The sequence below is a fragment of the Mesorhizobium australicum WSM2073 genome (assembly GCF_000230995.2).
Taxonomy (GTDB): Bacteria; Pseudomonadota; Alphaproteobacteria; order Rhizobiales; family Rhizobiaceae; genus Mesorhizobium; species Mesorhizobium australicum.
The window spans coordinates 715720-741002 of sequence record NC_019973.1 but is presented as its reverse complement, the minus strand read 5'-3'; the positions used below and the strand labels follow the sequence as shown (position 1 = coordinate 741002).

Genomic DNA, 25283 nt, shown 5'->3' with positions numbered 1-25283 from the left:
ACTTCTGCTGGTTGTAGAAATATTCGAATTCTCGCGATCGGCCCGCGGATTGGGTATATTCCATTGTCCTAAAGTACAATAGCGCGATCTTCTGCTTGAGTGCCGGAAGCGTCACGCTATATGGTACGCGTACGGAGAGAGAATCTCGGACTCGAATTGCCCAGGACGACAGTAAGGGGACAAGGAGTCGCTTTTGACATACGGAGCTGCCAATCTGAACGACGACGGCACAGGAGCCAAGAGCACGCTTGCCAGCACGGTCTATCACCAATTGCGTGATGATCTTCTCAGCGGCGCTCTTGAAACCGAAAGCAAGCTGCGCGTCGAGTGGGTCGTTTCCAAGTATGGCGCCGGTGCCTCTCCGGTTCGTGAAGCCCTCAATCGCCTTGCCTCCGAAGGTCTCCTTGGCCGCCATGACCAGCGTGGCTTTTTCATCATGCCGGTCAGCGCGACGGAACTCGAGGAACTGACGCGCACGCGCTGCTGGCTCGAGGAGCGGGCGCTGCGCGAATCCATTGCCCACCGCACCGCCGAATGGGAAGAACAATTGGTGCTGGCGCTGCATCGCCTGGGGCGGGCCTCACGGCTTTCACCGCAAAGTAGCTCGTCGCTCAATCCGGAGTGGGAGAAAGTGCATCGCACTTTCCATCGGGTGCTGATCTCGGCGTGCCGGTCGCACTGGCTGGTTGGTTTCTGCGACCAGCTTTCCGATCACGCCTACCGCTACAGGCAAATGGCCAATGACGGGGAGAGCATCCAGCGCGACGATTTCGCCGAACACCGGCTGATTGCTGAAAATGCGCTGGACGGCAATGCGGATGGTGCCGTCCAGGCCCTGATCGATCACTACCAGCTGACCGCCGCCATGTGCATGGAACGCTTCAGGCAAGGCGAGGCACCCGCCGGTCCGGGTAAGCGCGCCCAGCGTTGACGGCTGTTTGGTCGGCGCTCTCTGCCGTCCCATCCCTCGAATCTTTCGGTGGACGCCGGGCAGCCGGCTGCGGCCTTGACGGCAGGGCTGGGAAACGCGAACTCTTCGTCGCGTGCCGCCCAAGATCGCGGCCGGCGTCACCTGGGAAGATTTCATGAGCAATCATCTGTTCGATGCGTTCCGGTCCCGGATGCCGGCGCCTGGGCGCCTGTTGATGGAAACCGATGATGGACGCTCGCTCACCTATGGCGACATGCTGGCACGGTCGGCGCAGCTTGCGCATGCGCTCCTGCAAATGGATGTCGCGCCCGGCGACCGGGTTGCCGTGCAGGTCGAGAAGAGCCCGGAGATGGTTTTGCTCTATCTCGCCTGCTTGCGCGCCGGCGCCGTCTTCCTGCCGCTCAACACCGCCTATACGCTGGCCGAGCTCGGCTATTTCTTTGGGGATGCCGCACCTCGGGTGATCGTCTGCGATCCGGCACGGTCGGCGGACATCCGTGGGATGGTCGAGCCGTCCGGTGCCGTCGTGGTCACGCTCGACCGCAGTGGCCAGGGATCCCTCGCGGACCAGGCATCGCGTCAGTCTTCCGAGTTCCACGATGTGGAGCGCGGCGCCGACGACCTTGCGGCGATCCTCTACACGTCGGGAACGACCGGCCGTTCGAAAGGCGCCATGCTCAGCCATGAGAATCTCGCCTCGAACGCGCGGGTGCTGCTCGAGCAATGGCGTTTCAGCAGGGATGACGTGCTGATCCACGCGCTGCCGATTTTCCACACGCACGGCCTGTTCGTCGCCACCAACGTCACCCTGATGGCCGGCGCCTCGATGCTGTTCGAGCAGAAATTCGACGCGAGCCGCATCGTCTCGCTGCTGCCGCGCGCCACCGCGCTGATGGGCGTGCCGACCTTCTATACCAGGCTGCTGCAGCAGGACGGGCTGGATCGCGAGGCGGCGAAAAACATCCGGCTGTTCGTGTCTGGTTCGGCGCCGCTGCTGGCCGAAACGCACAACGCCTGGCGCGAGCGCACCGGCCACGCCATCCTCGAGCGCTATGGCATGACCGAGACCAACATGAACACCTCCAACCCCTATGAGGGCGAGCGGCGCGCCGGCACGGTTGGCTTCCCCTTGCCCGGCGTGTCGCTGCGCATCGCCGATCCCGATTCCGGCAAGCCGCTCGCCCTGGGCGAGGTCGGCATGATCGAGGTCAAGGGTCCGAACGTGTTCGGCGGCTACTGGCGCATGCCGGAAAAGACCAAGGCGGAATTCCGCGCCGACGGCTTCTTCATCACCGGCGACCTCGGCATGATCGACGCCGACGGCTATGTCCACATTGTCGGTCGCGGCAAGGACCTGATCATCTCAGGCGGCTACAACGTCTATCCGAAGGAACTCGAAAGCGAGATCGATGCGCTCGACGGCGTCCTGGAAAGCGCCGTCATCGGCCTTGCCCATCCGGACTTCGGCGAAGGCGTCACCGCGGTCGTCGTGCGCTCGCCCGCGTCGCGGATCAGCGCGGCCGAGATTCTCGACGCCGTCACCGGCCGCATGGCGAAGTACAAGCATCCCAAACGGGTGATCTTCGTCGACGACCTGCCGCGCAACACGATGGGCAAGGTACAGAAGAACCTTTTGCGCGACAGCTACAAGGATCTCTACGTCTCAAATAAAGCCGGCTAAGCAGATGTCGCGCTCCGGCGCGCGCGAACGCTGGCTCAGGTCGGGTACAACAGTTCGGCGACATGGTCGGCGATGGCCAGGCTCGCCGTCAGGCCGGGGCTCTCGATGCCGAACAGATTGACGATCCGGCCCACGCCGTGATCGGCCGGTCCCTGAATCACGAAGTCCGCCGCTGGCTGTCCGGGGCCCGAGAGCTTCGGCCGGATGCCGGCATAGGCCAGCTGCAGGGCGCCATCCGCGAGATCGGGCCAATAGCGGCGGATCGCCTCGTAGAAGACGGCGCTTCGGCCGGGGTCGACGGTGTAATCCACGCTGTCGATCCATTCGACATCGGGGCCAAAGCGCGCATTGCCGGCGAGGTCGAGCGTCAGGTGGACGCCGAGGCCCCCTTCGACCGGAACCGGATAGATCAGCCGCGAAAACGGCGACCGCCCGGGAAGCGCGAAATAATTGCCACGCGCCAGCCACTGCCGGGGGATGAGATCCCTTGGGAAACCCTCGATCCGACTGGCCACGGCCTGCGCATCCAGGCCGGCTGCATTGACGAAAGCGCCGGCCTCCACGGCAAAGGTCTCGCCATTGGCGTCGCGCGTGTCGATCCGAATCCCATCGGCTTCGATCGCCGCCCCGGCAACGCCGGTGAGGAAAGCGAAGGACGCGCCTGCGGCTTCAGCGTCACCGCGCAGCGAAAGCATCAGCGCGTGGCTGTCGACAATGCCCGTCGATGGCGACAGCAGCGCGCCGGCGCATCTCAGCGCCGGCTCCAGGCTTTCGGCCTCGGCGCGTGTCAAAAGCGCGAGATCGTCGACCCCGCAGCGTTTCGCATTGGCCTCGATCGCCCGCAGCCCGTCCGTCTGGCCGGGTTCGCTGGCGACGATCAGCTTGCCGGCGCGGCGATGGCCGACAGTGTGTTCGGCGCAGTATGCATAGAGCTGCCGGCGCCCTTCGACGCACAGCCGGGCCTTCAGGCTGCCGGGCGCATAATAGAGCCCGGCATGGATGACTTCGGAATTGCGCGAGCTGGTGACGGTGCCGATCGCGTCGGCCTTTTCGATCACCACCACCTCGCGGCTCGACAAGGCAAGTGCCCTGGCGACGGCAAGCCCGACGACGCCTGCTCCGGCGACGACACAATCGATTGTCTGCATGGCCTCGCTCTCAGCGCGGAGCGGCAGCCTCGAACACCTTGTCGCCGCCGATCCAGACGCTTCCTATGTCAAGATTGTCCGACAGCGCAACGATGTCGGCCGCCGTGCCATTGGCGAAGCGGCCAAGCCGGTGCGACTGGCCGATCGCCTGGGCCGGGTAGAGCGAGGCCATGCGCAAGACTTCGGAAAGCTCGAGCCCGACAGTGCGGTGCATGAACCGGATGGCCGAGATCATGTCGAGGTCGGCACCGGCCAGGGTCCCGTCGGCAAGCCTGAGGCTGCCATCCCTGCGGTAGATGGTGCGGCCGTTGAGCGTGAACGAACTCATCTCGGTGCCGATCGTCGCCATCGCGTCGGTGACCAGCACGATCCTGCCCGGTCCCTGTTTGGCGTCGAGCGCGATCCTGATCGTGGCGGGGTGGACATGGATGCCGTCGGCGATCAGCCCCGCCGACAAGGCGCCGATGTCGATCGCGGCGCCCGCCAGCCCGGGCTCGCGGTTGCCGATCTGGCTCATCGCGTTGAACAGGTGCGTGACGACGCTGGCGCCGGCCTCTGCGAAGGCTTTAGCCGTGGCATGGCCCGTGTCGGAATGGCCGAGGCTCACGATGATCCCGGCCTTGGCCAAGGCCTTGACGCGGGCAGGATCGACGGATTCCGGCGCGATCGTGGTGAGCAGCACCGGCAGCTTCTGGCGCGCCGCGATCAGCATGGCTTGGTCGGCGTCCGTCATCGGCCGGATCAGCGCCGGATCATGCGCACCCTTGCGGGCAATCGACAGATGCGGACCTTCCAGATGCAGGCCGAGGAAACCCGGCACTTTTTGCAGCGCTGCCGCTTCGCCGGCGGCAATCGCGGCGGCGGTGATTGCGGGCGTGTCGGTGATCAGCGTCGGCAGCAGCGCCGTCGTGCCGAATGGCGCGTGCGCGCGGCAGATGGTTTCGATCGAGGCGACATCGGGATGATCGTTGAGCATCACACCGCCGCCGCCATTGACCTGGATGTCGACGAAGCCCGGCACCAGCATGCCGCCGCCGGTGTCGACGGCACGGATATCCCCGGGCAGCGCGCCTTGCGGCAACATGGCTTCGACGAGGCCGTCGCGCACGACAAGGGCCGCGCCTTCGTGCCAGTCGTCGCCGTCGAAGATGCGGGCGCCGGTCAGGGCAAAACGGTCGCTCATACGGTCTCCGTCACCTTGCGAAGGTTGCGCGGCGCGTCCGGATCGAGGCCGCGATGGCGGGCAAAGGCCTCGACGAACATGTAGAAGGAGACGATCAGCGTCAGCGGATCGGTCAGCGGGTGACCGGTGGCGACATGCGGCAGGCGCGTGGCGCGATTGGCGAGCGCCGAGGTGACGAAAACCGGCGCGCCCTTGGCCGCCAGGCTGTCGGCGGCGTCGGCGACCGAGGGCTCGGACGCGTCGCGAGCGGCCAGCGCCAGCACCGGAAAGTCGGGGCCGATCAGCGCCAGCGGGCCATGCATGACTTCGGCCGCGCTATAAGCCTCGGCATGCATGCCGCAGGTCTCCTTGAACTTCAGCGCCGCCTCGTTTGCCATCGCCGCCGACGGACCGCGGCCGAGAATGAACAGCGACTTCTGCTTCTCGATCGTCTCGGCCAGCACGCTCATCCAGTCGCAGGCGATCGCCTTGCCGAAATGCTCGGGCAGGCGGGCCAGGGCCGCGAGAAGCGCGTCGTCCCCGGTCGAATGCGCCATGAGGGCAAGACCGGCAACGGCGGAATTGATGAAGGTCTTGGTTGCCGCGACGCTGCGCTCCGGCCCGGCGAGTATGTCTATCGCATAGTCCGAGGCGCGCGCGAGCGGCGAATCGGCGGTGTTGGTGACGGCAACGGTCAGCGCGCCGCCGGCCCGTGCGGTTTCGGCCATCGCGACGATGTCGGGGCTCTTGCCCGACTGCGAGATCGCCAGGCAGGCCGAGCCGTCAAGCCGGAGCTTGCGGCCATAGATCGAGGCGATCGACGGCCCGACCGAGGCGACGGCAAGGCCCGCGGTCAATTCGACGGCATATTTCATGAAGGTGGCGGCATGATCGGACGAGCCTCGCGCCACGGTGACGACGAAATGCGGGTCGCGCTCCTTGATGCCGCGCCCTGCTTCGGCCAGCACGGCACCGGAGCCGTCGAGCAGGCGGGCGACGGCTTGCGGGATCTCCTCGATCTCGCGCTGCATATGCGTGGTGTTGGCAATCATGATCGGCCCTCTTCGCTCGGCCCTGTCAGCCGCAGTTCGGCGACGAAATCATAGGCGTCGCCCCGGTAGATGGAGCGGGTGAACTCGATCACCTTGCCGCTCGCCAGGTAGGAAATACGCTCGATATGCAGGCCGGCAATGCCCGGCGGCACTTCGAGCAGGCGCGCATCGCCCTCGCCGAGATTGGCGGCGGAGATGCGCTGCACCGCGCGCACCGGCCTGTTGCCGGTCAATTCCAGCGCCGCGTAGAGCGAGGAGCCAATTCCAGCCGGGTCCGGCAGCACGCTGGCCGACAGTGAAGCGCGTTCGATCGCCAGCGGCGTGTCGTTGGCGATGCGCAGGCGCGCCACGCGCGCCACCAGTTCGCTCGACGACAGGCCAAGCACCATCATCTCGTCGGGCGAGGGCGCGTAGAGGCCGCGGTCGAGCCAGGCCGAGCGCACCGCCATGCCGCGCCGCGCCATGTCCTCGGTGAAGGAGGTCAGCCGCGACAGCGACTGCTCGACGCGCTCCATGCGCGGCGCCACGAAGGTGCCCGAGCCATGGCGCTGCACCAATATGCCGCCCTTGACCAGGTCTTGCACCGCCTTGCGCACGGTGACGCGCGAAATGTCGGCCTTGGTGGCGATGTCGCGCTCGGAAGGCAGCGCGTCGCCTGGGCCGATCAGGCCGCGGTTGACGGCGTCCTCGATGCTTTTCCTGAGCTGCAGGTAAAGCGGCGCGCCGCTTTGTGAGGATTGTTTGAGCGCGGCGAAGATCTGGTCGGCGGCATCGCTCATCGCGCAGCCTCCACACGTCCAGCGAAAAGGCGTGCCGCCATCTGCACAGCACCGCCTAGCGCATCGTCGAGCGGTTCCTTCAGCAGGGCGCGGTAGCGCTCCGACAGGCGCGGCGCATAGAGCGGCGCCAGCCCGCCGAGCAGGCAGAGCGGTGCTCCGGCGGCGAGGTCGAGCGCGCCAAGCGAGGCCTCGACATCGGCGACCGCCTTGTCGAGTATCCAGTTGGCGACGATGTCGCCTTTTTGCGCATGTTCGAATACTTTCGGCGCGAAGCCGCCGAAATCGCCGGGCTTGGCGTTGGTGGTGAACTCGACGACGTCCTCGGGATTGTTGCGGAAAACGGCCATCATGCTGTCGGTCAGCGGCGAGGCCTGGCGCACGCCATCATGCGCGAGCAGGGTCTGCTCCAGCAGGTCGCGGCCGATGCGGGCGCCGCTGCCCTGGTCGCCGACCTGGAATCCCCAGCCGCCGATGGCGCGCGATTTACCATCCCTGCGCGCCATATAGGCGGTGCCGGTGCCCAGGATCGCCATCGCGCCGTCACCGGAACCGACCGCGCCTTCGAGCGCGATCTCCGCATCGGTCTCCACGCGGCTGGTGCTGAACGGCAGGATCGCCTCGAGCTGCTGCCGGTAAGTGCCGACATTGGCGCCGGCAAGGCCGAGGATGGCGGGTGTTTGCGGGATCAGGTCCGGATCTTGCCCGGCGGCGATGAAAGCCTGCCGCGCCGCATCGACGATGTTCGAGCGGGCGCCGGTGAGATCGGTGCGGATGTTGGCGGCGCCGCTTTTGGCGCGGCCGACAACAGCGCCGTCCGCCGTTGCCAGTGCGGCCCTGCAGCTGGTGCCGCCGCCATCGATACCGAGCACGAATTTCACGCGATTTTCTCCTCCGGCAGGATAATACCAATAAAGTACCAATAGCCAAGAGTTAATTTCCGTTTCAAAAAGATTAAGCCGTATTTTATTGAAAAGCTTCCGCAATTCGTCGGCTTAGCGATTTCCCGGCCGCGAATTCGTTAATGCATGTGGACAAGTGGTATTTTTTTGGTATTGTTTTGTGGATCGGAGGAACTGGGATGGCCGAAACGCGCACCGAAGCGCTGCATGGGAATGCCGAGGGGCTGGATATCCAGGCTCCCGAAGTCATCCTTGCTTCGCTGGCCGATGCGCAGGTCGAGGCCGCCAAAGCGGTCCGCAACGCCATTCCCTCCATCGCCAGGGCAGCCGAGATCATTGCCGGCCGCCTGAGCGGCGGCGGCAAGCTTGCCTATGCCGCGGCCGGCAGCTCCGGCCTGATGGCGCTGGCCGATGCGCTGGAATTGCCGGGCACGTTCGGCATCCAGCGCGACCGCATCGCCATCCTGATCGCCGGCGGCGACGACGCCTTGAGGACACTGGCCGGCGGGCCCGAGGACGACGCCGAGGAGGCCACGACGGCGGTTGCGAATGCGGGTGTCGGCGTGGGCGATTGCCTGATCGCCCTTTCCGCCAGCGGCACGACGCCCTATGCGGTGGGCGCCGTCGAGGAGGCGCGGCGCCGGGGTGCCGCCACCATCGGCATCGCCAACAACAGGGGTTCGGCTCTGCTCCAGCAGGCCGACACCGCCATCCTGCTCGAGACACCGCCGGAAGTCATCGCCGGCTCGACCCGCATGGGCGCCGGAACGGCGCAGAAGATCGCGCTCAACATGCTGTCGACGCTGACCGCCGTTCATCTTGGCCATGTCCATGACGGTTACATGGTCAACCTCATGGCCGACAATATGAAGCTGCGCGACCGGGCGGCGCGCATCGTCGCCGCCGTCAGCGGCCGCGGCCAGGAAGAGGCCGCCAGCCTGCTCGAAAAGAGCGGCGGCGCGGTCAAGACCGCCATTCTGCTCGCTGCCGGCGCCGACAGCGCCGATGCGGCGCGCAAGATACTGGAACGGACAGGCCAGAAGCTGCGGCCAGCCCTTTCCGCGCTGGGGCATGATCCCGAAAAGTGGAAACCGCTTTTCGGAAAAGATCATGCTCGAACAAAGAAATAGGCCAGTTTCATTCCCGATTCCCATCGGAGTGAAACGGGCTTGCGAGGGGAACAAGGGCTCCAAAGCCCAGGTTCTCATCAAAACCGAACCTGAAAAAGGTCAACAGGGAGACTGAGCATGACAACGAAACTACTGACGGCACTGCTTCTGGGCACCAGCATTCTCGGCTCGGCCGGATTGGCTCACGCCGAGGACGTAACGCTCAACATCGAAAGCTGGCGCGGCGACGACCTTGCCATCTGGAAGGATAAGCTGATCCCGGCCTTCGAAGCCAAGAACCCCGGCATCAAGGTGGTGTTCGCCCCATCGGCCCCGACCGAATATGACGCCGCCCTCGGCGCCAAGCTCGCCGCCGGTTCGGCGGGCGACCTGATCACCTGCCGCCCGTTCGACAAGTCGCTCGAACTGTTCAAGAAGGGCAACCTTGCCGACCTCTCGGCGCTGCCCGGCATGGAAAACTTCTCGCCGGTCGCCAAGTCCGCCTGGCAGACCGATGACGGCAAGGCGAGCTTCTGCGTGCCGATGGCATCCGTCATCCACGGCTTCATCTACAACAAGGACGCCTTCGACAAGCTCGGCATCAAGGTGCCTCAGACCCGTGACGAGTTCTTCGCCGCGCTCGACAAGATCAAGGCCGACGGCACCTATATCCCGATGGCGATGGGCACCAAGGACCTCTGGGAAGCCGCGACCATGGGCTACCAGAACATCGGCCCCAACTACTGGAAGGGCGAGGACGGCCGCAAGGCGCTGATCAAGGGCGATCAGAAGCTGACCGACAAGGACTGGGTCGCGCCATATGAGGAACTGGCCAAGTGGAAGCCTTACCTGGGCGACGGCTTCGAGGCCCAGACGTATCCGGACAGCCAGAACCTGTTCACGCTCGGCCGCGCCGCCATCTACCCGGCCGGCTCGTGGGAAATCGGCCTGTTCAACACCCAGGCCCAGTTCAAGATGGGCGCCTTCCCGCCGCCGGTCGAAAAGGCCGGCGACACCTGCTACATCTCCGACCATACCGATATCGGCATGGGCCTGAACGCAGCCTCCAAGCACGCTGACGCGGCCAAGACCTTCCTGTCCTGGGTGGCCTCGCCTGATTTCGCCACCATCTACGCCAACGCGCTGCCGGGCTTCTTCAGCCTGAACTCCTCGCCGGTGAAGATGGAAGACCCGCTGGCGCAGGAATTCGTCTCCTGGCGCGGCAAGTGCAAGTCGACGATCCGCTCGACCTATCAGATCCTGTCGCGCGGCACGCCGAACCTCGAAAACGAGACCTGGGTTGAATCGGCCAACGTCATCAACGGCACCGATACGCCCGAAGCCGCGGCCAAGAAGCTGCAGACCGGTCTCGACAGCTGGTATAAGCCGGCCAAGTAAGAGCTCAGGCAGCGGAGCCGGCTGGGCGCATGCCCGGCCGGTTCCGGATTATCCTGTCTTCATATTGCGATTGTCGGCTCTGCCTCACGGCCTTACCCTTGCTGTTGTTGGGGAAGGCTGGCTGATCAGTCGCAGGCCTTTGTCTTGCCGCACCGGGCAAGGTTGGGGCATGCATCGAGGCATCATCTAGCATCACATCGTCTGGAACCGAGAGACGGCGGGGACCGAACTCATGGCCGCACAAACACGACCCAAAAGACCATTCCGCTGGCATATCGCCGTCTTCCTGGCGCCGGCGGTGCTCGTCTACACGGCGATCATGATCCTGCCGCTCGCCGGCACGCTGCAGCTCTCGCTGTTCCGCAATGTCGACCAGTCCCAGATCTTCGTCGGCCTGGACAATTTCCGCACCCTGTTCGGCGATCCCAACTGGTCGGTCAATTTCTGGAATGCGTTGCGCAACAATGTCTGGTTCTTCATCATCCACATGCTGGTGCAGAACCCGGTCGGCGTGCTGTTGGCGGCAATTCTCTCCAGCCCCAGGCTGCGGTTCGCCGCCTTCTACCGCACCGCGATCTTCGTGCCGACCATCCTGTCCTTCGTCATCGTCGGCTTTGCCTGGAAGCTGATCCTGTCGCCGCTATGGGGCGTGGCGCCGCATCTGCTCGACTTCGTCGGCCTGAAAAGCCTGTTCACGCCCTGGCTCGGCAAGGAGCAGTACGCGCTGACCGCGCTCAGCCTGATCTCGGTGTGGCAATTCATCGGCATTCCGATGATGCTGATCTATGCCGCGCTGCTGTCGATCCCCGAAGAGGTGATCGAGGCGGCCGAATGCGATGGCATCACCGGCCTGTCGCAGTTCTGGAAGATCAAGCTGCCGCTGATCCTGCCGTCGATCGGCATCATCTCGATCCTCACCTTCGTCGGCAATTTCAACGCCTTCGACCTGATCTACACCGCGCAAGGCGCGCTCGCCGGGCCGAACTATTCGACCGATATTCTCGGCACCTTCCTCTACCGCGCCTTCTTCGGCTTCCAGCTGCAGGTCGGCGACCCCAACATGGGCGCGACCATCGCCACGATCATGTTCCTGATCATTCTGGGCGGTGTCTGCGTCTACCTCTTCCTCATCCAGACGCGCCTGCGTCGCTACCAGTTCTGAGGGGCGAGAGATGTCGAGCTTGAGCACCCCCCTCTGGCCTGCCGGCCATCTCCCCCGCAAGGGGGGAGATCAGATGTCGCTACTGCTTTCGCCAGTCGCCATCGTTGCAAGGTGGACGGCAAGGCCGACGCTGCCAATTTCCCCCCTTGCGGGGGAGATGTCCGGCAGGACAGAGGGGGGTGTCTTGGCGCCAACCTCTCTGCGCAGGAAGGGTTTCCAATGAGCATCGCCACCCGTTCAATGCCCCGCACCATCGGCGCCCACGCGATCCTGCTGACCTACACGGCGATCGCGCTGTTTCCGGTGATCCTGGTCATCATGAATTCGTTCAAGTCCCGCGCTGGTATCTTCGGCGCGCCGCTGACGCCGCCGACGCCAAAGACTTTCGACCTGATCGGCTACACCACGGTGATCGGCCAGGGCGACTTCATCCACTATTTCCAGAACAGTCTCGTCGTCACCGTCGGCTCGCTGTTCTTCGTGCTTCTGTTCGGCGCCATGGCTGCGTTCGCGCTGTCGGAATATCGCTTTCGCGGCAACACGATGATGGGGCTTTATTTGGCGCTCGGGATCATGATCCCGATCCGCCTCGCCACCGTCGCCATCCTGCAATTGATGGTGGCGAGCGGGCTGGTCAACACGCTGACGGCGCTGATCCTGGTCTACACCGCGCAAGGCCTGCCGCTGGCGGTCTTCATCCTGTCCGAATTCATGAAGCAGGTGTCCGACGATTTGAAGAATGCCGGCCGCATCGATGGGCTGTCGGAATACACCATCTTCTTCCGTCTGGTCGTGCCGCTGGTGCGGCCGTCGATGGCAACCGTCGCCGTCTTCACCATGATCCCGATCTGGAACGATCTGTGGTTCCCGCTGATCCTGGCGCCGTCGGAAGAGACCAAGACGGTGACGCTCGGCGCCCAGCTTTTCCTCGGCCAGTTCGTCACCAACTGGAACGCCATCCTGGCGGCACTGTCGCTGGCGATCCTGCCGGTGCTGGTCCTCTATGTCATCTTCTCGCGGCAGCTGATCCGCGGCATCACGTCGGGAGCCGTCAAGTGAGTTCGCAAAAACCCCTTCGCGTCGTCGTCGCCGGCCTAGGCAATATGGGCCGCAGCCATGCGCTGGCCTATCACACCAATCCAGGTTTTCAGATCGCCGCGCTGGTCAACCGCTCCGACGTGCCTTTGCCTGGGGGGCTGTCCGGCTATGGCATCAGGCGTTCGTTCGATGACGCCCTGCGCGACGAAAAGCCCGACGTCGCCTGCGTCGCCACCTATTCCGACAGCCATGCCGACTATGCGGTGAAAGCGTTCGAGGCCGGCTGCCATGTCTTCGTCGAAAAGCCGCTGGCAACGACGGTGGCCGATGCCAGGCGCGTCGTCGCGGCAGCCAAGGCCAACGGCCGAAAGCTGGTGATCGGCTATATCCTGCGCCACCACCCGTCCTGGATCCGGTTGATCGCCGAAGCGCGCAAGCTCGGCGGTCCCTACGTGTTCCGCATGAACCTCAACCAGCAATCCTCGGGCCATACCTGGGAGACGCACAAGCAGCTGATGCAGACGACATCGCCGATCGTCGATTGCGGCGTGCATTATCTCGACGTCATGCTGCAGATCACCGATGCCAGGCCGGTCGAGGTGCGCGGGATGGGCGTGCGACTGACCGAGGAGGTCGCACCGTCCATGTACAATTACGGCCATCTGCAGGTGCTGTTCGATGACGGTTCGGTCGGCTGGTACGAGGCCGGCTGGGGTCCGATGATTTCGGAGACCGCCTTCTTCGTGAAGGACGTGATTTCGCCCAAGGGCTGTGTGTCGATCGTTATGAAGGAGGGCGTTAAGTCCGACGACATCGACACCCACACCAAGACCTCGACCATCCGCCTGCACAGCGCCGCGACCGGCACGGACGGCAAGTTCCTAAAGGCGGACGAGATGCTGTCGATGGAAGGCGAACCCGGCCATCAGGATCTCTGCGATCTCGAACAGGCTTTTGTCCTCAAGGCGATCCGCGAGGATATCGATCTCACCAGACATATGGACGACGCGGTGCGGTCGCTTGCCGTCTGCCTTGCCGCCGACGAGAGCGTGCGCGGCGGGAAGGCGGTGCGACTGTGATCAGGCTGTCGTCGTCCGCGCCCTACGGCGCCCGCTTGGCGCCCACTCATCAATTTGGAGGACTGCCGTGGGCTCGCTGAAAATCGAGAACGTGAAAAAGGCCTTTGGGCCGGTCGAGGTGCTGAAGGGCATCGACCTCGAAGTGACGGATGGCGAGTTCGTCGTCTTTGTCGGCCCTTCGGGTTGCGGCAAGTCGACATTGCTCCGGGTCATCGCCGGTCTGGAGGATTCGACCTCGGGCCGGGTGCTGATCGATGGCGAGGATGTCTCGGTCACCCCGCCGGCGAAACGCGGCATTGCCATGGTGTTCCAGACCTATGCGCTCTATCCGCATCTGACGGTGAAGAACAATATGGGCCTCGGCCTCAAGCAGGCGAACACGCCGGCGGCGGAAATCGACCGCCGCATCGGCATCGCCTCGTCCATGCTGTCGCTGGAGCCCTATCTCGAAAGACGACCTGCGGAACTTTCCGGTGGCCAGCGCCAGCGCGTCGCCATCGGCCGCGCCGTGGTGCGCGAGCCGAAACTGTTCCTGTTCGACGAGCCGCTGTCGAACCTCGACGCGGCGCTGCGCGTCAACACGCGGCTGGAGATCGCGCAGCTGCATCGCCGGCTGAAGGCGACGATGATCTACGTCACCCACGACCAGGTCGAGGCGATGACGCTGGCCGACAAGATCGTGGTGCTCAATGCCGGAAAAATCGAGCAGATCGGCGGCCCGATGGAACTCTATAATTCGCCGGCAAACGAGTTCGTCGCCGGCTTCATCGGCTCGCCGAAGATGAATTTCGTCGACGGCGCCCGGCTCGGCGAGACAGCCAGGACCATCGGCGTGCGGCCGGAGCACCTGACGGTCGATCCGAAATCCGGCGCCTGGAAGGGCACGGTCGTGCATGCCGAACATCTCGGCGCCGACACCAATCTCTATCTGGATTGCGAGAAGGCCGGCCTGATCACCGTGCGGATTTTCGGGGTTTACGACGCGGAGCCGGGCGCCACGCTCTATGCGACGCCCGATGCGGCGAAGACCTATAGGTTTGGCGCTGATGGGAAGACGATAAAGTAATAGCTGAAGAGGGGCCGGCGCTGCCCCTCATTCGCCTGCCGGCACCTTCTCCCCGTATGGTGACGGGGAGAAGGAATGGCCGCAACGCTGGCGCTCCCTCTCCCCGTTCTGCACGGGGAGAGGGTAGGGGTGAGGGGCGGCGCTAACCTATCGATCTACACGTCCGCCCTGAACGTCTGCTTCTGCTGGCCGAGCCCTTCGATCCCCAGCTCCACGACATCGCCGGCCTTCAAGAACACCGGCGGCTTCATGCCGAGGCCGACGCCGGGCGGGGTGCCGGTCGAAATAATGTCGCCGGGGTGCAGCGACATGAACTGGCTGAGGTAGGAAACGAGATAGGCAACGCCATAGACCATGGTCTTGGTCGAGCCGTTCTGCATCGTCTTGCCGTTGACCGTCAGCCACATCTTCAGGTTCTGCGGGTCTGAAACTTCGTCCTTGGTCACCAGCCACGGTCCGGTCGGGCCGAACGTGTCGCAGCTCTTGCCCTTGGTCCACTGGCCCTGGCGCTCGGCCTGGAAGGCGCGCTCGGACACGTCATGGGAGACGCAATAGCCGGCGACATGGTCGAGCGCGTCGGCTTCGCTGACATATTTCGCGGTTTTGCCGATAACCACGCCGAGCTCGACTTCCCAGTCGGTCTTCTCGGAGCCGCGCGGGATCAGCACGTCGTCGTCCGGGCCGACGATGGCCGAGCTTGCCTTCATGAAGATGATCGGCTCCGGCGGCACGGTGGCCCCGGTCTCGGCGGCATGGTCGGAATAGTTGAGGCCGATGCAAATGAACTTGCCGGTGCCGGCGACGCAGGCGCCGAGGCGCGGCTTGCCGGAAACCGCCGGCAGCGACTTCGCATCGAGCTTCGAAAGCATGTCCAGCGAGGCCGGATGAAGTGTCGTGCCGGCAATATCGGCAACATGGGCGGAGAGATCGCGGATCGTTCCATCCGCATCGAGCAGGCCGGGCCGTTCGCTTCCCACCTCGCCATAGCGCAGCAGTTTCATGCATCTTCTCCTGATTGCGGCCTCGTGGCCGTTCTACAAACTCTCCGCCGGGGCGGCCGTCTCTGGAACCGGGCGGACCCTAGCCATCGGCCTGCTTCACGACAAGCGCGAACAGCCTGTATTGGCGGCCGGCGATCCGATGTCCGGTTGTCTCAAGGCAGCGCTCAGATCGACCAGCCGCCGTCGATATTATAGGCCTGCCCGGACGTGTAGGTGGCGCCGGCCAGGTAGACGGCGAGATCGGCGATCTCCTCCGGCGTGCCGAGCCGGCCCATCGGCTGGCGGGCGATGAAGGCGGCGCGGGCGGCGTCATAATCGCCCTGGGCGTGCATGCGGTCCTGCAGCGACGGGCTCTCGACCGTGCCGGGGCAGATGGCGTTGCAGCGTATGCCCTTGCCGACATAGTCGGCCGCGACCGCCTTGGTCAGCCCGATGACGGCGGCCTTGGTGACGCCATAGGCGAAGCGGTTCGGCACGCCCTTGGTCGAACTGGCCAGCGAAGCCATGTTGATGATCGACCCGTCGCCACGCTCCAGCATGCCGGGCAGCACCGCCCGGATGGTTCGGATCATGGCGCGCACGTTGAGATTGAAAGCGAAATCGAGATCGGCGTCCTTCATCTCCAGGATCGAGCCCGAATGGACGAAACCGGCGCAATTGAACAGCACGTCGACGGCGCCGATCTCTGCAAAGGCGGCATTGACCGCCTCGTCGTTGAGCACGTCGACCTTGCGGGTCTTGATCCCTGATGTCTTGGCGAGTTCCGCCAGCAGCGTCTCGTTGATGTCGGTGGCATGGACGGTGGCCCCAGCCTTGGCGAAGGCCAGCGCGCTCGCCTTGCCGATGCCTTGCGCCGCTGCCGTGATGACAACGACCTTGCCTGTCAGATCCGCCATGCTTTTTCCTCGCCTGCTTGGGTCAATTGCCTTTATCGGCGGCCGGCGAAAGCGTCATGTGCCAGTCAGGCGCGATTGTGCGGCCTGTGCCAGTTCACTGATAAAGATGTTTTTTCTCGTTAAAGAACATATGGCCAGGCGTCAAGCCCGATCGCGATCCCTGTGTGACATGCCCTAGAGCCGGATGATTTCAGGTCGAGTCGACCTGAAAGCTGAATCCGTCTCCAAATCAAAGGGATAGAGCATGATGTCGTCCGAAAACCGCTTCACACTTTCCGGCATCATGCTCTAGTCGCCGTAAGGCACCCAGACATTCTTCACCTCGATGGCACGGCGCAGAAAAACGTCGCCGGCGGCTTCTTCCGAGGCCCAGTCGAGGCTGCGGCCGTTGCCGCTCCAGACGCGTTTGAGGTTGCCGATGGACTCGGCTTCCGCCTTGGCGCAGGTATCCGCGTCGGCGACCAGCCACAGTCCGTCGACGTCGTCGTGCTTGGCCAGCACGCCGGCAAGCTCCGCGGTGCGTCCGGTGACGATGTTGATGGCGCCGGCCGGCACATCGGAATATTCGATGACCTGATAGAGATCGGTGGCCAGCAACGGATACCGTTCCGAAGGCACGGCGACCACCGTGTTGCCCATGGCCAGTGCCGGCGCGACCAGCGAGATGAAGCCGAGCAGGGGCTGATTGTCCGGCGCGACGATGCCGACGACGCCGACCGGCTCATGCAGCGCCAGCGTCACGGCACGCGCCGGCGGCTGGTGCACGCGTCCCTCGAACTTGTCGGCGAGGCCGGCATAGAGGAACAGCCGTTCGACCGAGAGCTCCACCTCGTCCCGCGCGGCCTTGGTGTTGGCTCCGGTCAGTTCGGTGAGCCGGGCGGCAAATTCTTCCGAGCGGCCGGAAAGGTTCTCGGCCAGGTAATAAAGCACCTGCGACCTGTTATAGGCGGTCGCCTCCGGCCAGCTTTTGCAGGCGCGGGCAGCCGAAACCGCATCGCGGATATCCTTGCGGCTGCCGAGCCCGACTTCGCCGGCGAGCTTGCCCTTGGCGGTGGCGACGGCAAGCGAGTAATTGCCGTCCGGCCGCACCTGCTTGCCGCCGATGAACAGCTTCGCGGTGCGGTCGATAGCGACGCCGTCCGCCTGTTCCACGGGCTGCACCGACGATGTCGCCTGCTTGATGACCGGGCCGAGCGGCAGTTTCGCCGCCAGATATTCGAACATGCCCTCGCGCCCGCCCTCGCGGCCGAAACCGCTCTCGCGATAGCCGCCGAAGCCGCAGGCGGCGTCGAACATGTTGGTGCCGTTGACCCAGACCACGCCAGCCTTCAATTGCGGCGCGACATGGAGCGCCAGGTTGACGTTCTCGCTCCACACCGAGGCTGCGAGGCCATAGCGCGTGTTGTTGGCGAGTTCGATCGCTTCCTCGGTGTTGCGGAAGGTCATGGTGGCGAGCACTGGCCCGAACACCTCTTCCTGCGCCAGAATATTAGCCGGCGAAACACCGGTGGCGAGCGTCGGCAGGTGATAGTAGCCGGAAGACGGCAGCGTTGCATCCGGCTGCCAGCAGACGGCGCCCTGCCGGGCACCTTCGGCGATCAGTCCCTTGACCCGGTCGAGCTGGGTCAGGTCGACCAGCGGGCCGATATCGGTGTTCTTGTCGAGCGGGCTGCCGACACGCAGCCGGCTCATCCGTGTCTTGACCTTGGCGATCAAGGCATCGGCGATGCCTTCCTGCACCAGCAGGCGCGAACCGGCGCAGCAGACCTGGCCCTGGTTGAACCAGATGCCGTCGACCAGGCCCTCGACAGCGCTGTCGAGATCGGCGTCCTCGAAGACGATGAAGGCCGACTTGCCGCCAAGTTCCAGCGACAGCTTTTTCCCTGAGCCCGCCGTGGCCTTGCGGATGATCTTGCCGACTTCCGAGGAGCCGGTGAAGGCGATTTTCTGGATGCCGGGGTGGTTGACGATCGCCGCGCCCGCTTCCGGACCGCCCTGCACGATGTTGACGACGCCTTTCGGCACGCCGGCGCGCTCGCAGATCTCGGCGAACAGAATGGCGGTGAGCGGCGTGAACTCGGCCGGCTTCAGCACCACGGTACAGCCCGCCGCGAGCGCCGGCGCGATCTTCCAGGCCAGCATCAGCAGGGGAAAATTCCATGGGATGATCTGGCCGACGACGCCGACCCCCTTTTGGCCGGGAAAATCCCTCTCCAGCGCCTGCGCCCAGCCGGCATGGTGAATGAAATGGCGGATCGCCAGCGGCACGTCGATGTCGCGGCTTTCGCGGATCGGCTTGCCGTTGTCGATCGTCTCAAGCACCGCGAACAGCCGCTGGTGGCGCTGCATGGCGCGGCCGATGGCGTAGAGCACTTTCGCGCGCTGGTATCCGGAACTGGCGCTCCATTTCGGCAGCGCCTTTGCGGCTGCCGCAACCGCCGCGTCGATGTCGGCGGCATTGGCATCGGACACCTTGGCCAACAGCTTGCCGGAAGACGGCTCGCTGGTGTCGAAGGTCTTGCCGCCGCCGGCCGCTTTCCAGTCGCCACCGATGAACAGCGCTTTGGAGAAATCGCGCCCGGCCAGCCAGGCATCGGCCTCGTTGCGAGCCTCCGGCGCCGGGCCGTATTCCATGGCGTGATAGCGTTCAAGGACGTTCATCAGGTTCCTCCTTCACCCTCCCCCTTGTGGGGAGGGTCGATCGGCAAAGCCGATCGGGGTGGGGGTGCTCAAGCCATCGCGTGGCGGTGATTGGCCGAATAATGCCCGGTCAGATGATGCTCGAGCTGACGTTCGATATCGGTCAGCAGGCTCGATGCGCCAAAGCGGAACAGCTCCGGCTCCAGCCATGGACGGCCGAGCTCTTCCTTCATCAGCACCAGCCAGTCGAGCGAGACTTTCGCGGTCGAAATGCCGCCGGCCGGCTTGAAGCCGATGAGATAGCCTGTCTCCTCGAAATAGGCCCTGATGGCGCGCACCATGGCGAGGCCGACAGGCAGTGTGGCATTGACGCTTTCCTTGCCGGTCGACGTCTTGATGAAATCGGCGCCAGCCATCATCGCCACCATCGAGGCCAGCATGACGTTGCGCAGCGTGGCGAGGTCGCCGGTGCCCAAGATGACCTTGAGATGCGCGTCGCCGCAGGCGGCCCGCATCGAGACGATTTCATTATAAAGCTCGCGCCACTTGGCGCCGAACACCAGGCCGCGCGGGATGACGACATCGATCTCGTCGGCGCCGTCCTTCACCGAGGCCTCGATCTCCTGCAACCGGGTCGACAGCGGCGCCAGCCCATGCGGAAAGGCGGTGGAGACCGCGGCGACATGGATGCCGGTGCCGCGCACCGCGTCCACGGCCGTGGCGACGAAGGGATGGTAGACGCAGACGGCGGCGGGCCGGATGGTCTCGCCCGCAATGCCGAGGCCTTCCATGATGTCGCGGCGCAGCGGGTTGATCGCCTTGGCGCAGAGCCGGCGCACGCGCTCCTCGGTGTCGTTGGAGTTGAGCGTCGTCAGGTCCATGCAGGCGATCGCCCGCAGCAGCCAGGCTGCCTGGTTGTCGGCCTTGATCGAGCGCCGCTTGGTCAGGCTGGCGACGCGGCGTTCCAGCGCGGAGCGGTTGACGCTGCGTACCGATTCGAGAAAACCGAGGTCGAGTTTCAGGCCGGGATTGCGCGCGAAATGATGGTCCAGCGGCACCGGCGTGTTGGCGGCGGTGCGCGCCGGCAGCGGCTTCACCTTGGGGCCAAGATCGGCTTCGCGGATTGTGCTGCTCATCTCCTGCCCTTTCCTTCAGCGGCGTGCGCTTGATATCTCACGCGCGCATCCTTCTCCCAAAGCCGTCGACAGTTTTGGGCGACACGCACGAAGATAGCCCGCGAAGTCGCGCTTCACGAGTCCTCAAGCGAGGGATAGCTGAAAAAGGCCGCGAAAGCAGCTGGTCTTTGACCGGAAGGTCAAAACCAGCTTTCTGGGAGACGCGCTGGCCTCAGCCGACGAAGGCGCGTTCGACGACGAAGCTCGAGGGATGGTTGAGCGAACCTTCCTGGAAGCCGAGGCTTTCGGCCAGCTCCTTGACGTCCTTCAGCATGTGCATCGAGCCGCAGATCATGATGCGGTCGGTTTCGGGGTTGAGCTTTTCGATGCCGAGGTCGCCGTAGAACTTGCCGGAGCCGATCAGCGCGGTGATGCGGCCCATGCGCGCCGACTCTTCGCGGGTCGTCGAATTGTACAGCGTCACGCGCCCAGTGGTCAGCTCGCCGATCAGCGGGTCGCTTTCGAGCGCCGCCACCAGTTCCTGGCCGTAGATCAGCTCGGCATTGTCGCGGCAGGTGTGGGTCAGAATCAGCTGGTCGAACTTCTCGTAAGTGTCGGGATCGCGCAGCAGGCTGGCAAAGGGCGCGATGCCGGTCCCGGTCGAGATCATGAACAGGCGCTTGGCGGGGGTCAGCGCGTCGACGACCAGCGTGCCGGTCGATTTCTGGCGCATGATGACGGTGTCGCCGACCTGGATCTTCTGCAATTCGGAGGTCAGCGGGCCATCCGGCACCTTGATCGAGAAGAATTCCAGCTCTTCGTCCCAGGCCGGGCTGGCAACGGAGTAGGCGCGATACACCGGCTTCTCGGCATTGGGCAGGCCGATCATGACGAATTCGCCCGAGCGGAAGCGCAGCGACTGCGGCCGGGTGATGCGGAACGAGAACAGCCGGTCGGTATAGTGTTTCACCGAGACGACCGTCTCGGCATAGACATTGGCCGGAATCGGAAACTGCAGCGGACGGGCTTCAGCGGTGTTGAACGCGGGCGTGGTGTTCATCGATTCCAACCTTCTCGCCCAATGAGAGACGCGGGCGCCAAACTTTCCCGTACGCGCCCGAACCATTCAGGTTCCGGCATGCCATGCACGCTACCGAAGCGGTAAGCTCTTGTGTCCGGAATTTATTAGTATACAAACGATATTTGCGTCAAGATGCCGCCGTAAAACACCTTTCCAAACTGCGGCATTTCCGTAGTCCCAGCATTTCGGGTTTCGACAATGAAAGAGAATTTTTCGGTGCAGCCGCCGGATTCCCTGGGCAGCGTCGTCGCCGGCATCGATGTCGGCGGAACCTTCACCGACCTGCTCCTGATCGACGGCAAGGACGGTGGCAAGGTGTATCTGGCCAAGACCCCGACCACTGTCGACAACCAGGCCTTTGGCGTGGTTTCGGCGCTTGGCGCCACCGGCTTTCCGATCGAGGGAATCGACCTCATCGTGCATGGCACGACCACCACCACCAATGCGGTGCTGGAGCGCCGGCTGGCCAAGACCGGCATGGTCACCACGCGCGGTTTTCGCGACGTGATCGAACTCGGCCGGCGGACGCGGCCGCAACCCTATGGCATGACCGGAACCTTCGTCCCCATCATTCCGCGCAACCTGCGCCTCGAAGTGTCGGAGCGCGTCGAGGCGTCGGGTGCGGTGCGCACGCCGCTCGATGAAGCCGAGATGCGCGAGGCGGTACAGGCGCTGATCGCGGCCGGCTGCGAATCCCTCGTCATCCATTTCCTCCACTCCTATGCCAACCCTGCGCATGAGCGGCGCGCGGCCGAGATCGCCGCCGAATCCTGGCCGAACGGCTACATCACGTCAGGCCATGCGCTGCTGTCGGAGGCGCGCGAATTCGAGCGCGGGGTGACGGCCTCGGTCAACGCCTCGGTGCAGCCGATCCTGGAGCGCTATGTCGAGCGGCTGCGCAAGGAATTGGCCGACAAGGGCTATGCCCGCGACTTCCTGATCATGAACGGCAATGGCGGCATGATCTCGGCCCGCTTCGTCACACGTGAATCGGCCAAGACGGTCATGTCGGGCCCCGCCTCCGGCGTCATCGCCGCCGCCTATACGGGCAAGCGCGCAGGCTTCGAAAACCTCGTCACCTACGACATGGGCGGCACCTCGACCGACGTGGCGCTGATCCGCAACGCCGAACCGGCGGTCTCGAACGAGATCGAGATCGAATATGCCATGCCCATCCATGTGCCGATGGTGGCGGTGCACACGGTGGGCGCGGGCGGCGGCTCGATCGCCCGCGTCGATGCGGCCGGCCTGATCCAGATCGGCCCGGAAAGTGCCGGCGCCAATCCCGGCCCGATCTGCTATGGGCGCGGCGGCACCGAGCCGACGATCACCGACGCCAACCTCGTGCTCGGCCGGCTGGCGCCGAAGAAGCTGCTCGCCGTCGAAAACCCGGTCACATCGGAGCGCGTCACCAGGATTTTCGAGGACAGGATCGGCAAGGCAACCGGCCTGTCGGGTGTCGAGGCGGCGGGCGCTGTCCTCAGGCTCGGCAACATGAAGATGGCCGGCGCCATCCGCATGGTGTCGGTGTCGCGCGGCCATGATCCCCGCGATTTCGCGCTGTTCGCCTTCGGCGGCGCCGGGCCGCTGCATGCGACGGCGCTCGCGCGCGAACTCGGCCTGCCCAAAGTGCTGGTGCCGGCGCGGCCCGGCATCACCAACGCGCTCGGCTGCGTCGTCGCCGATCTGCGCCATGACTTCGTCAACACCATCAACCAGCCCGTGGCCGTGCTGGACGAAAGCCAGCTTCACCAGGTACTGGAACGGCACCGGAACGAAGGCGAAGAGCTGATCGCCAAGGAAGCGGTGAAGCCGGAAACGATCCGCGTCACCCACTCCGCCGACATGCAGTTCGTCGGCCAGACCCACATCATCAACGTGCCGCTTCCGTCCGCGTCGGTGAACCGGAGCCAATTGCAGGCGTTGTTCGAGAAAGCCTATTTCGCCCGCTTCAAGGTGGAGCTGCCGGAAATCCGCGCCAACCTCGTCAACCTCAACACCTCGGTCACCGGCGTGCGACCGGCGATCGACCTGTCGCGGCTGATCGACCCGGCCGGGCGGGCAAGGACGCTCGACGGGGCGCGGCGCGAGATCCGACCGGTCTGGTACGCCGGGCGTTGGCACGACACGCCGGTTTACAGCAGGGAAAAGCTGCCGCTCGATGCAGTCATCGAAGGGCCGGCGATCCTCGAACAGATGGATGCGACCACCGTGCTCGAACCCGGCGACCGCGCGCGCTCGGATGCAGACGGCAACATTATCATCGACATTGGCGAGGCCTGACATGTCAGTGGATAACGCAAAGCTCGACGCCATCACGCTTTCGGTGCTCCAGGCCGCTTTGCAGCAGGTCTGCGACGAGATGGACCTGACCTTTTCCCGCGCCGCCTTCTCGCCCGTGATCGCCGAGGCCAACGACCGCTCGGACGGCATCTATTCCGCCATCGACGGTTCGCTGATCGCGCAGGGCAGTCAGGGCCTGCCGGTGTTTGTCGGCGTCATGCAATATTCGACCAGGACGGTGATCGAGATGATTGCCGACGGCCGCTGCCTGGCCCCGGAGCCGGGCGACATCTACATCGTCAACGATCCCTATCTCGGCGGCACGCATCTGATGGACGTGCGCTTCGCCATGCCGGTCTACCGCGGCGGAAAGATCTTCTGCTGGCTGTCGAACACCGGCCATTGGCCCGACATCGGCGGCTCCGTGCCCGGCGGCTTCTCCGCGTCCGCGACCGCTGTCGAGCAGGAGGGTCTGCGGCTGCCGCCGGTAAAACTGTTCAAGAAGGGCGTGCTCGACCCTGAAATCTACGCCATCATCTGCTCCAACATCAGGGTCGCCGACCAGCGCATCGGCGACATCCGGGCGCAGGCCGCCGCGCTGCTGATCGGCCAGGACAGGCTCAATGGAATCCTGGATCGTTACGGAGACGAAACCGTCGTCGAGGCGATCGCCGAGCTACGCCGCCGCGCCGCCGAGCAGATGCGCGCCAATATAGCGGCCATTCCCGATGGCACCTACCGCTCCAAGGCTTTTGTCGATTCCGACGGGGTGGTCAACGAACCGCTGACCATAGCGCTCGCAGTCGACAAGAAGGGCGACACGCTGACGTTCGATTTTTCAGGTTCGTCAAAGCCTTGTGCGGGACCAATGAACAGCGTGCTGGCGACGACCCTGTCCTCGGTCTATCTCGCCATGCGCCACATCTTTCCGGACGTGCCGATCAGCGCCGGCGCCTTCGAGCCGCTAGAGATCAAGCGGCCAGAGGGCACGTTCCTCGACGCAAAGTATCCGCGCCCCGTGTCTGGCTGTGCGGCGGAAGTGTCGCAGCGCATCGCCGAGGCGGTGTTCGCGGCGATGGTGCAGGCGCTGCCCGACAAGGTGACGGCGGCCCCAGCCGGCTCTAGCGGCAATTTCGCGCTCGGCGGCAATGATCCGGCGCGCGGCCGCGACTACGTCATGTACCAGATATCCGGTGGCGGCTATGGCGGCAATTCGGGGCATGACGGGCTGACCAATGGCTGCTCGACCATCGGCATTTCGAAGTCGCCCCCGGTCGAGATCATGGAGCAGGCCTTTCCGGTGCTCTATCGCCACTATGCCTTGCGCGAAGGCTCGGGCGGCGCCGGCAAGCATCGTGGTGGTTTTGGCCTCGCCTATGAGGTCGAGATCCTGCGCGGCGAGGCGCGCGCCTCCTTTGTCATGGACCATGGCCGTTTCGGTCCGCAGGGCGCCCTTGGCGGTCGGGATGGCGAGCCCAACAGCGTGACCGTGTTCCGCAACGGCGAGGAGCATGTGCCGCCGCACCTCTCCAAGGAGCAGGACATCCCGCTGAAGGCCGGCGACCGCGTGCGCGTCGGCACGCCGGGTGGCGGCGGCTATGGCGATCCGCGTGAGCGCGATCCGGAACTGGTCACACGGGACGTCCAGCTTGGTTACTATACGATGGAGCAAGCCAGGGATCTGTTCGGGGCCGAGGCACCAGGAACCTGACCGGACGCGAAGCAACTGCCTCGCGCCGTGATCGCCGCGGCACATGTCGTTT

20 protein-coding genes are annotated in these 25283 nt (G+C 64.6%); 10 read left to right on the top strand and 10 right to left on the bottom strand.

The annotated features are described in order from the left end of the window. The first annotated feature begins 193 nt into the window (after nt 1-193). Nucleotides 194-931, top strand: a complete 738-nt coding sequence (locus MESAU_RS03450; protein WP_015314660.1) for a GntR family transcriptional regulator — start codon at nt 194-196, stop codon at nt 929-931. 154 nt (nt 932-1085) lie between these two features. After that, entirely contained in the window at nt 1086-2612 is a 1527-nt protein-coding gene (locus tag MESAU_RS03445; protein ID WP_015314659.1) for a malonate--CoA ligase, read from the top strand. A 35-nt stretch (nt 2613-2647) separates the two neighbouring features. Here the strand turns inward: MESAU_RS03445 and MESAU_RS03440 are convergent, their stop codons facing one another. Genes MESAU_RS03440 through MESAU_RS03420 form a run of 5 tightly spaced genes read right to left on the bottom strand, consistent with a single transcriptional unit; the run spans nt 2648 to nt 7631 of the window. Continuing rightward, nucleotides 2648-3760 carry an NAD(P)/FAD-dependent oxidoreductase gene (locus tag MESAU_RS03440; RefSeq protein ID WP_015314658.1) on the bottom strand — a complete coding sequence of 371 codons (1113 nt, stop codon included), beginning with the start codon at nt 3758-3760 and terminating at the stop codon, nt 2648-2650. Between the two features lie 10 nt (nt 3761-3770). Continuing rightward, nucleotides 3771-4943 (bottom strand): N-acetylglucosamine-6-phosphate deacetylase, encoded by a 1173-nt coding sequence (gene nagA, locus MESAU_RS03435; RefSeq protein WP_015314657.1) that lies wholly within the window; start codon nt 4941-4943, stop codon nt 3771-3773. Next, nucleotides 4940-5974, bottom strand: a complete 1035-nt coding sequence (locus tag MESAU_RS03430) for an SIS domain-containing protein (protein WP_015314656.1) — start codon at nt 5972-5974, stop codon at nt 4940-4942. Before MESAU_RS03430 ends, nagA begins: the two co-directional genes overlap by 4 nt. After that, nucleotides 5971-6753 (bottom strand): GntR family transcriptional regulator, encoded by a 783-nt coding sequence (locus MESAU_RS03425; protein ID WP_015314655.1) that lies wholly within the window; start codon nt 6751-6753, stop codon nt 5971-5973. Before MESAU_RS03425 ends, MESAU_RS03430 begins: the two co-directional genes overlap by 4 nt. Further along, nucleotides 6750-7631, bottom strand: coding sequence for a glucosamine kinase nucleotide-binding domain-containing protein (locus MESAU_RS03420; protein WP_015314654.1), 882 nt, complete (start codon nt 7629-7631; stop codon nt 6750-6752). Before MESAU_RS03420 ends, MESAU_RS03425 begins: the two co-directional genes overlap by 4 nt. Before the next feature lie 200 nt (nt 7632-7831). Between MESAU_RS03420 and MESAU_RS03415 the strand changes: the two genes are divergently transcribed. The 6 genes from MESAU_RS03415 to MESAU_RS03390 all read left to right on the top strand — a co-directional run bounded on the left by MESAU_RS03415 (nt 7832) and on the right by MESAU_RS03390 (nt 14504). Then, entirely contained in the window at nt 7832-8782 is a 951-nt protein-coding gene (locus MESAU_RS03415) for an N-acetylmuramic acid 6-phosphate etherase (protein ID WP_015314653.1), read from the top strand. A 117-nt stretch (nt 8783-8899) separates the two neighbouring features. After that, a complete protein-coding gene (locus MESAU_RS03410) occupies nt 8900-10159 on the top strand; it encodes an ABC transporter substrate-binding protein (protein ID WP_015314652.1) in 1260 nt (419 codons plus the stop codon). 232 nt (nt 10160-10391) lie between these two features. Continuing rightward, nucleotides 10392-11321, top strand: coding sequence for a carbohydrate ABC transporter permease (locus tag MESAU_RS03405; RefSeq protein ID WP_015314651.1), 930 nt, complete (start codon nt 10392-10394; stop codon nt 11319-11321). A 219-nt stretch (nt 11322-11540) separates the two neighbouring features. Continuing rightward, nucleotides 11541-12380, top strand: a complete 840-nt coding sequence (locus MESAU_RS03400; RefSeq protein ID WP_015314650.1) for a carbohydrate ABC transporter permease — start codon at nt 11541-11543, stop codon at nt 12378-12380. Next, nucleotides 12377-13438 carry a Gfo/Idh/MocA family protein gene (locus MESAU_RS03395; protein ID WP_015314649.1) on the top strand — a complete coding sequence of 354 codons (1062 nt, stop codon included), beginning with the start codon at nt 12377-12379 and terminating at the stop codon, nt 13436-13438. The genes MESAU_RS03400 and MESAU_RS03395 overlap by 4 nt, the downstream gene beginning before the upstream one ends. A gap of 67 nt (nt 13439-13505) precedes the next feature. Then, nucleotides 13506-14504, top strand: a complete 999-nt coding sequence (locus tag MESAU_RS03390) for an ABC transporter ATP-binding protein (protein ID WP_015314648.1) — start codon at nt 13506-13508, stop codon at nt 14502-14504. Nucleotides 14505-14659: 155 nt separating this feature from the next. On the opposite strand, the gene MESAU_RS03385 is transcribed toward MESAU_RS03390, so the two are convergent. The 5 genes from MESAU_RS03385 to MESAU_RS03365 form a co-directional block, all read right to left on the bottom strand. Then, nucleotides 14660-15505, bottom strand: a complete 846-nt coding sequence (locus MESAU_RS03385; RefSeq protein ID WP_015314647.1) for a fumarylacetoacetate hydrolase family protein — start codon at nt 15503-15505, stop codon at nt 14660-14662. 164 nt (nt 15506-15669) lie between these two features. After that, nucleotides 15670-16401, bottom strand: coding sequence for an SDR family oxidoreductase (locus tag MESAU_RS03380; RefSeq protein ID WP_015314646.1), 732 nt, complete (start codon nt 16399-16401; stop codon nt 15670-15672). 288 nt (nt 16402-16689) lie between these two features. After that, nucleotides 16690-19062: an aldehyde dehydrogenase family protein gene (locus MESAU_RS03375; RefSeq protein ID WP_015314644.1), complete on the bottom strand. Its 2373-nt coding sequence runs from the start codon at nt 19060-19062 to the stop codon at nt 16690-16692. A 68-nt stretch (nt 19063-19130) separates the two neighbouring features. Continuing rightward, nucleotides 19131-20177, bottom strand: a complete 1047-nt coding sequence (gene deoC, locus MESAU_RS03370) for a deoxyribose-phosphate aldolase (RefSeq protein WP_015314643.1) — start codon at nt 20175-20177, stop codon at nt 19131-19133. 211 nt (nt 20178-20388) lie between these two features. Next, a complete protein-coding gene (locus tag MESAU_RS03365) occupies nt 20389-21216 on the bottom strand; it encodes a ferredoxin--NADP reductase (protein WP_015314642.1) in 828 nt (275 codons plus the stop codon). A gap of 219 nt (nt 21217-21435) precedes the next feature. Here MESAU_RS03365 and MESAU_RS03360 point away from each other — a divergent pair, with 219 nt between their 5' ends. Together MESAU_RS03360 and MESAU_RS03355 are read left to right on the top strand one after the other, a co-directional pair. Beyond that, nucleotides 21436-23520 (top strand): hydantoinase/oxoprolinase family protein, encoded by a 2085-nt coding sequence (locus MESAU_RS03360; protein ID WP_015314641.1) that lies wholly within the window; start codon nt 21436-21438, stop codon nt 23518-23520. Nucleotide 23521: 1 nt separating this feature from the next. Then, the gene (locus tag MESAU_RS03355; protein ID WP_015314640.1) at nt 23522-25231 is read left to right on the top strand and encodes a hydantoinase B/oxoprolinase family protein; all 1710 of its coding nucleotides are present in this window, start codon (nt 23522-23524) and stop codon (nt 25229-25231) included. The last annotated feature ends 52 nt before the right edge of the window (nt 25232-25283 follow it).